At 45.2% G+C, this 691-nt stretch carries 1 protein-coding gene; it reads right to left on the bottom strand.

Annotated features, from left to right (window positions below; all coding sequences use genetic code 11):
- Window positions 1-691: TIGR01212 family radical SAM protein (locus tag R8O10_RS25245; protein WP_318191960.1), on the bottom strand; the 691-nt coding region annotated here is incomplete at both ends.

Below are 691 nucleotides of genomic sequence, written 5' to 3'. Positions count from 1 at the left end.
GTAGATAAAAGGTTTTCCTATTAAGCTGCCTTGAGCGCCATCTTTATTTAATGCGCGACCAATTTCAGTCATGGCTAACCAACGGTTTTCACACCAAAGCGGGGACAACAACGTTGGACGACGAGCTGCGGAAGAGACACGATGAAACACAACATCAGCGGGCGTCATACGAATCATTTCACTGGCAATCGCAACATATTCTTCCAATCTAGGAGCTTCTAATCTGCCAGCTCTCCAAGCTTTCGCCATCGTACTGCCTTCCACAATATGCAGGCCATGTAACTTGATGCCATCAGTGCCCACGGCCAACACTTTTTGCAGCGTTTCAATATTATCGTCGCGGGTTTCTTTCGGTAATCCAACAATCAAATGAGTACAAACTTTGATCCCTAAGGCTCGAGCTCGCTGAGTGATCTCCGCATAACATTCAAAATCATGTCCGCGGTTGATGCGTTTGAGCGTATCGTTATTTGCAGTTTGAAGACCTAGCTCGAGCCAAATTTCATAACCTTGGTTTACATAATCTGACAGCAAATCCAATACCGAGTCAGGCACACAGTCTGGGCGAGTTCCCACACACAAACCCACAATATCAGCAGCTTTGAGCGCTTCTTCATACATATTTTTCAGTACTTGTACTTCTGCATAAGTACTGGTGTAAGCCTGAAAATACGCCAGATATTTCTTCGCT

Source organism: Vibrio sp. 1727 (assembly GCF_033344415.1).
In the GTDB taxonomy this organism is placed as follows: domain Bacteria; phylum Pseudomonadota; class Gammaproteobacteria; order Enterobacterales; family Vibrionaceae; genus Vibrio; species Vibrio alginolyticus.
This window is presented reverse-complemented; position numbering and strand designations above follow the sequence as displayed.